The organism is Falsiroseomonas tokyonensis (assembly GCF_019024325.1).
GTDB lineage: Bacteria > Pseudomonadota > Alphaproteobacteria > Acetobacterales > Acetobacteraceae > Falsiroseomonas > Falsiroseomonas tokyonensis.
Genome location: NZ_JAFNJS010000003.1, coordinates 656,933 through 663,810 on the forward strand (window position 1 = coordinate 656,933; position 6,878 = coordinate 663,810).

General features: G+C 67.8%; 9 protein-coding genes. All 9 read right to left on the minus strand.

The genetic code is table 11. The features are described 5' to 3' along the window. Positions 1-83: 83 nt before the first annotated feature. Entirely contained in the window at positions 84-461 is a 378-nt protein-coding gene (locus J3S20_RS13680; protein ID WP_216837019.1) for a hypothetical protein, read from the minus strand. A 407-nt stretch (positions 462-868) separates the two neighbouring features. After that, on the minus strand, positions 869-2,401 hold the full coding sequence (locus J3S20_RS30235; RefSeq protein ID WP_246602738.1) for a tetratricopeptide repeat protein: 1,533 nt from the start codon (positions 2,399-2,401) through the stop codon (positions 869-871). A 27-nt stretch (positions 2,402-2,428) separates the two neighbouring features. Beyond that, the gene (locus tag J3S20_RS30240) at positions 2,429-3,397 is read right to left on the minus strand and encodes a TIR domain-containing protein (RefSeq protein WP_246602739.1); all 969 of its coding nucleotides are present in this window, start codon (positions 3,395-3,397) and stop codon (positions 2,429-2,431) included. A gap of 159 nt (positions 3,398-3,556) precedes the next feature. After that, positions 3,557-4,513, minus strand: a complete 957-nt coding sequence (locus J3S20_RS13690; RefSeq protein ID WP_216837020.1) for a phage tail tube protein — start codon at positions 4,511-4,513, stop codon at positions 3,557-3,559. Between the two features lie 21 nt (positions 4,514-4,534). Beyond that, a complete protein-coding gene (locus J3S20_RS13695; protein ID WP_216837021.1) occupies positions 4,535-4,963 on the minus strand; it encodes a hypothetical protein in 429 nt (142 codons plus the stop codon). Continuing rightward, complete coding sequence (locus J3S20_RS13700) at positions 4,960-5,682, minus strand: DUF6441 family protein (RefSeq protein ID WP_216837022.1); 723 nt, start codon at positions 5,680-5,682, stop codon at positions 4,960-4,962. Before J3S20_RS13700 ends, J3S20_RS13695 begins: the two co-directional genes overlap by 4 nt. A gap of 3 nt (positions 5,683-5,685) precedes the next feature. After that, positions 5,686-5,994, minus strand: coding sequence for a head-tail joining protein (locus tag J3S20_RS13705; protein WP_216837023.1), 309 nt, complete (start codon positions 5,992-5,994; stop codon positions 5,686-5,688). 6 nt (positions 5,995-6,000) lie between these two features. Next, the gene (locus J3S20_RS13710) at positions 6,001-6,276 is read right to left on the minus strand and encodes a hypothetical protein (RefSeq protein WP_007005774.1); all 276 of its coding nucleotides are present in this window, start codon (positions 6,274-6,276) and stop codon (positions 6,001-6,003) included. Further along, positions 6,273-6,878 (minus strand): structural protein (locus J3S20_RS13715; protein WP_216837024.1); only part of this gene is annotated, 606 nt, incomplete at its 5' end. The genes J3S20_RS13710 and J3S20_RS13715, both read right to left, overlap by 4 nt.

The window sequence follows — 6,878 nt, forward strand, 5'->3', positions numbered from 1 at the left end:
GGCATCGGCGCAGTCGCGGCCGAGGGCGGCGCAGCCCCGGCAGTATTCGGGCCCGCGGCCGAAGTGCCAGGCGGCGCGGGCCCTCAGCCGTTTCCCTCGGCGGCCACCGCGGCGACGGGGGCGGTGGCGCGGTCCCAGAAGGCGGCGGCGATGTCGTCGAGGTCCATCAAGCGCTCAACCGCCTCGGGCGAGAGCGGCAGCGGCTTGCCGGCGGAATCGCCGACGCCCTGCCAGGCGGTGACGGCATGCCGGGCGAGCGCCTTGACCAGGAAGGCGAAGGACAGGCCGCGCGACATGTCGGGGTCGAGATCCGGATCGGCGATGCGGATCGCGGCGAGACGGCGCGCGGCGGCTGCCTGGGCGGCCGCCATGACCGCGGTCGTCACGGGTCGGATCTCCACGCGGACGCCGCGTGGCAGGTCGAGCCAATACGGCTCGGCCGGGAGGTCGAGGGTGAGCATGCGATTCTCCGTTCAAGAAGGCAGGCAATGCGGATCAGCAGAGCCCGGTGCAGCGGGCGCAGAACAGCGGTCAGCCTCAACAGCAAGGCTTGCGCGATAAACCGGCGCGTCGCGGTGGCAGACTGGGCGTCGAGCGCTACAGCCGTACTCGATACGTAGATGGCCCGTGGGTATTCAGCCGGGATGTCGGGTAACGCTGGGCGTGCAGACATCCTGGGCAGACGTTCAAGATCGTCGGCTCTGCGCGAGGTGCGGTCCTACATTTCGAGCGAAGGCCGCCGCGAAGGCAGCAACTTGCCTGCCTAGATCACCCGAAGCGATGGTGGACGTCAGTATGGATGCGCGATGTTCGTTCGTGGGCGCAAGGCCGCGTTGCTCGCGGAGGGGATACCTCGGCCCGGCCGCACCTATTCTGACCTGGAGAGAACCGAGCCCAGCATCCGCTCGTTGCGTTCGAGCTCAGCGATAGACTGCTTCGCAATAAGCTCTTGGCGCTCCGCCTCTTCCCTAGTGCTCAGGCCCGCTTCGGCGGCTTTTCGATTGAGAATCGATAGCCGCAGCCCGGTATGCACGGGCGTGCCTGGGTTGCGAAGCGTGTTCCATAACCCCTCTGCTGCCTGCACGCTCCCGAAACGGATCTCGTATTTGCAGCGGAGTCCTGTTTGAGCGTCGTGGTTCGCGCCACCGAATTTCTGCTGGATGTCGGTCAAGGTCGACATGGCTGATGTCGATTTGCCCGCTTCTATCTCGCAGTTTGCGAGGTTAGCCATTACCTCGAAGGTGGGATGCGCAATCTTCCGATTGGCGGACTCGGCGAATGCCAACGCCGCTTCCGGTGCACCTCGTGCTTGTTCGAACGTCGAACGGCGATGGTCGGCAAATCCACTGGGATCGACGCGCTCCAGGATAGCGAGCGTGCGTCCAGCCGTTTCCAAATCGCCGAGGCGAAGCGCTATCGTGCAGCGTAGATCGACGACGTAGCGATTGTGAGGCGATCTCTCCTCCGCCTGCCGGATATGGTGTTCAGCCTTTGGCATGTCGCCCAACTCGAAGTAGCTGCTGGCGAGTTCGCGGTGGATTGCGACGCCTCCGCGCCCATATGCAAGACTCTTCTCGTATGCCTCGATCGCGTCGCGGTACTCACGCTTGCGGCGCGCCGCAAAGCCACGAACGTAGAAGGCCTCCTTCAGCTCTCCCAGCCCAACCAAGGCGTCGATGTGCGTCTCCGCCTCCTGGAAGCGCTCCCGCCGGATCAAGGCCTGCGCCACATAACGTCTGACGTCGACGTTGTCGGGCCGTGCCGCAAGCGCCGATGCCCCATAGCGGATAGCTAGATCATAGTCTTGATCGTGATAGCTCTGCGTTGCTACCTGAATCAGGTCAGACGCGAACCCAACGGCGAAGCGAGATTCCGACCCAGAGCCCGACAGCAGGCTTGCCCTAAAGATTGTCTGCCCGAGGTTCAGTCGCGCGTCATCATCGGGTTCGGCACGGAGATAAGCGTCCAGCAGGTCGGCAACTCGGGCGCTATCGATCGTCAGACCGTCGAAAGCCCGGTACGCAGCGTCCCGCAGCGGCTCGCTGATGCGGAGGTGGAGCCCGTCCGGGAGCACAAAGGCGAGGTCAAGCAAGTGGTCGATGTTCTCGCTCGCCTCCGCGCCAGATACCCCGCAGTAGTCCGCGATGACGCTCAGCGGCAGAGGGCTGAAGGCAGAAAGCACCCTCAGAATTGTCTCCATGGTAGCGTTGATTGAGCTTGTCTCTTTCAGCTGACGAAGGAACAGCTCGGCGCTGAAGTTAACGATTGCTCGCTGGTTCGCCACCACCTGAGCGATGCCCCTGGCTCGTACCTCGTCCAGGGCGAACCGAACCGCGGGCGGATATCCACGCGAATAGGTGGCTATCGATGCTAGACCAGCACGGTCGAAGACGATGCCCATGTCCCGCCCTGCGATCCGAAGAAGATTCTACGTTGAGGACTGGTCCAACTCTGGCACCCGTAACGCCGGCAAGCTCGCGCCACCGCTGCCGTAGAGCCGCCTTCCTGCGACAATCATCGCGTCCGCCTCGCGATCGGCCTCGACTGCACGATATAGCGCCTCGAATTCTGGGCGGAGCACGCCATTTTGCTGCGCCAAGGCGCCATCATCCACCAAGACCGGCAGTGTGCCCGATGCGCACGCGACCTTTATCAGGTGAACGATGTCAGCCAGGAGGACCTCCTGCGCTTTCGCCTCCTGCTCGGCGAGAAGGTCAGCGAAGTTCTTCACACCCCCTGGCGACAGAGCGTCCGAAAGGCGAATGAACGTCTCTGGCAAGAGATCACCAGCCTTGAGCGCGATGTGGACGTTTGTTGCATAAGACAAGTTGTCCCGCGCGATGGCCTGGACAAGTGACCGTCGCCCGATGCCCTTCAAACCGTAGACGAGCAGAGGTGGCCGCTGGTCAGGATCTGTGAAGCCAGAAATTAGTTCGAGCGCCTGCTCGATCTCGTTTCGCCGCCCCACGAAATAGGACGGAAGTGCGTCCTTCAACCGCTGGCCAATTATCCGGCGGATCTCGACCGCGATCAGACCCGCATGCTCCTGGCGTACGATCAGCGTCGACTTCATCCACTCGGGAATACTGCCGAGGTCAAGATCAGGGTCAATGATGAAGGTAAGGACTCGGCTCAGCGCTTGCCTCGTCAAAGCCTCTTTCGCCGTGAGGATTTCGAACTTAACCCAATCACGCTGTAGTGCGCGGCGGCTGGCGAAAAGCACAAATATGTCAGATTTTGAAAGTCCTGCCAGTATGGCGTCTCTGAACTCATCGCCAACATTGAATTCAAAAGCGTCGTAAACGACGGCCGCTCTGCCCAATGATTTAGCGACTTCACCCACAAGCTCTTTGTCTGTTGAGCTATGGGACAGGAATGCGCGCGGAAGTCTGATCATCGGGACGGCTCTTCGGGGCTTAATTTGGCTGACCGTCGCTGCGGCTCCCCCGATAAATCGCCTAGTTGGTCAAGCGAAGCAAGCGTCGCGGCCGGCTACACGATGGCCTTGGCGCCCTCAAGCCACTCAATCCACCCATCGTTACGGTGCGCCGCATGCTCAGGCGTATTCCGTCCCCGCCTGCTGGTTCTTCAGCACCGCCGTCATCATCCGGGTCGCCGTGGCGTTGAAGGCCGCCCGGAACTCGAAGCTCGCCTCGACGCCCGCGGGCCCTTCGATCGGCGTCTTGGCGAGCGCCAGGTAGACCTCGTGCAGCGTGAAGGTGAGGCTGCGGTTCGCGTCGATGGTGAACGCGAAGGCGAACTCCGCCGCGGTGCCGTTCTGCGCCTGAATGAGCAGCGTGGTGTCGGCGAAGCGCGCGGTGATCTGGCCGGTGGCGCGCGCGATGCCGGGATCCGCGCCCTCGATCTTGCGGTCGGCGCGGATGGTGCGCACCGCCTCGACGCTGTTCGAGTAGGCGAGCCGCGCGCCGGTGACCTGCGCCAGCGCAGAGCCGCCGCGGGAGATGGAGCCCTGCGCCTTGTTGAAGGCGGTGTAGGCGGCCGAGACCGGCGTGCCGCCCGAGGACGATCCGGAGCGCGTCGAGCCCTGGGCGATCAGCTTGATCGTCGCGGTGGCGGGGCCGGTCGGCGAGAAATCGATCTCCAGCGCGTCCGCACGCACGCCGGCGCAAACATCGTAGCTCGGCACGTCGGGATAGCCGATCTCGATCGCCTGCGAGGGCAGCGTCGCCGCACCCGAACCGAAGGTGTGGGTGAAGTTGGGGTTGGTGCCGGTCGTGGTCGGCGCGCCGAGCAGCAGGCGCAGCCAGTGGCCGATGTTGATCAGGTCCACCGGCACGACGACGTCGCCCTCGACCGTGACCGTGTCGAAGAACGGCGCGGCGGGATCGCGATTGCCGCCGAGGCCGATGACGTCGGCGTCCAGCAGCGGCTGCTCGGCGCCGAGGTTGCAGGAGAGGAAGGGCACGCGCCGCCAGTTGCCACCGGGGGCGGTGCCATAAGTGACCTCGGGGATCATGAGCAGGCGCGAGTTCGCGCCGATGGCACGGGGCATGGGGCGTCTCCGGGAGCGGGGTCAGGCCAGCGGCGAGCCGGCGACGGTGAAGGACAGCGTGACGGGGACCGAGGCGGCGCGCGCCGCGGCGGCGCCCTCGGCCTCGACGTCGTCGAACGAAGGCGCGCCGGGCTGCGCCCACTCGACCGCCCCGCCGAGGGTGCGGTCGCCGGCGATCGCGGCCGCGATGTCGACCAGCAGCGTGTCGAGCAGCGCCCCCGTCGCGGCGACGACCTCGACCTCGGCGCGGTGCTCGACCGCCCAGGCGAGTGGCGAGAGGATCGCGGTCTCCTCCACCGTCTCGCCATCGCGGACCACCACTAGCCCGCCGGTGGGCAGGCGCTGCCGCACGGTCTCGTTGCGGAGGACCTTTGGGGCGGGGTTCCGCGCGGCCAGGGCGGCGCCCAGGCGGGTGTACAGGGCGGCTAGGGCTGTCTCGCGGACACTCACCCGGACCTCCCAGCTTCGGCTTCCCAGGCCGCCACGAAGCGCCGCGGCAGACGCCGCAAGGCGCGGAGCGAGGCCCCGCGCACGTCGAGCCGCTTGGCCAGCTTCACCTGCGGCAGCAGCAGGAACATCGGCACCATCCCCTGTTCGAGCAGGCCGCGCGCCCAGGCCTCGCGGCCCTTGCGGTTGGCGGTGCCGACCTCGGCGACGCCGCCGGCGATGAGGCGGGTGCGCCGCCGTCGGCCCGTTGCCGCGCCCTGGCGAAGCGGCAGGCACCAGACGAAGCCGCGGCCGGAGCGGAAGGGCCGCAAGAAACCTTGGCCAGAGGCGACCATCTGCGCCGGCGTGACGCGGAGCCCCTTATCGCCGCGGCCGCGCCAGCCGCGGGCGGCGTTGAAGCTGGTGGCGATCGCCAGGAACCGCCCGCCGCCCTTCGGCCGGACCAGCGCGCCGCGCTCGAAGGCATCGATCACCAACGGCGTCTTGCTCCAGACGAGGCCGGCAGCGCGCATCGACACGCCGGTCCGCGGAAAGATCTGGGAGCGCCAGGCATTGGCGATGCCGCGCGCCTTGCCGCCGAGCGAGGCGGTGACCTGGCCGCGGAGCTCAGTCTTCAGGGCGTCCGTCTCGGCGCGCACGGCGCGAGAGGCGGCGCGCTCGCCGGCGCGAACCTCCTCGGCCAGGGCCTTGCGCAGGTCGCCGACGACAGCGGTGAGGCGCACGGCCTACCGCCGACAGAGCACGCGCCAGGCGACCCCGGCGGCATCCCGCTCCGCGCTGTCTACCGTCAACAGGTCCGCGCCAAGGGTAAAGGTGTCGCCCGCCTCGATGGCCGGCAGCAGGGCGATGCTGACGGTCAGCACGTCGGTCGCGCGCAGCAGCGGCGTGTCGAAGGCGTCCACCACACGATCAGGGCTGGAACGCAAGACGCGAAGCGACACGGCCGCGCTGGTCCCCGCGGCGCGGTAGGTCGCCTCGACGCCGAGGTTGGGGTCGGCGGCGAGCACCGCCAGCGCATCGTCGAACACGCCCATGGCCGGTCAGCCGAGGCCGAGCCAGGAGGCGAGCTTCGCGCCGACCGCCGCGCCGACGATGCCGCCGGCCGCCGCCGCACCCGTCGCCGGGATGGCAGGCGATGCGCCCGGCACGCCGCCGGCCGCCAGCGATAGCCGCGCCGTCAGCCCGGCCATCGCCTTGACCAGCTCCGTGACGGTGCGGGTGAGCTCGCGCATGTCCTTGTCGCCCTCGGCCAGGCGCCGCTCGATCTCGGTCAGGCGGGTGACGATGGTGCCGAGTTCGCGGTCGTGGTCCGTCATCGGGTGACCTCCCGCTGCCGCTGCAGCCGCTGGTGGATGGTCCAGGCCGCGACGCCGATCACCGCGGCGGCGACGCCCCAGGGGCCGAGCGCCCGCAGCACCGACGCCAGGCCGTCCGCGTGCGGCGCGAGCGTGGTGACCGCATCGACCACCGCCGCCGCCGTGACGCCGGCGACCACCGAGCCCGCGGCCGCGCGCACGGTGCCGCTGTGGGCGAGGCCGGGCTGCACCAGGCCGGCCATGCGCAGGCCCTCGGCGATGGTGTCCGGCGCGTAGGGCATGCCGCCGAGCTCGTGGCCGATGATCGCCTCGACCAGCCCGCGCATGGTCGCCGCCTCGTGCAGGTCGATCGGATCGTCGAGCCCGACCCCGAGGCGCGCGGCGACCGCCGCCTGGTAGGCGCGGGTGTCGTTCTCGCTGCTCGGTGCCCAGCGCGCGACGATGCCGCGCACCGTGCGCAGCCCATGCCGGTCCTGGTAGCTCTGCAGCAGCAGAGCCAGGGCGCGAATGCCGTGCTGGTGCGACCGGAAGCGGCAGAAGCGCCCGTCCGAGGGCGGCGTCTCGAGGCCGAGCCACTTGTTCGTGGCGACGTGCTCGATGTT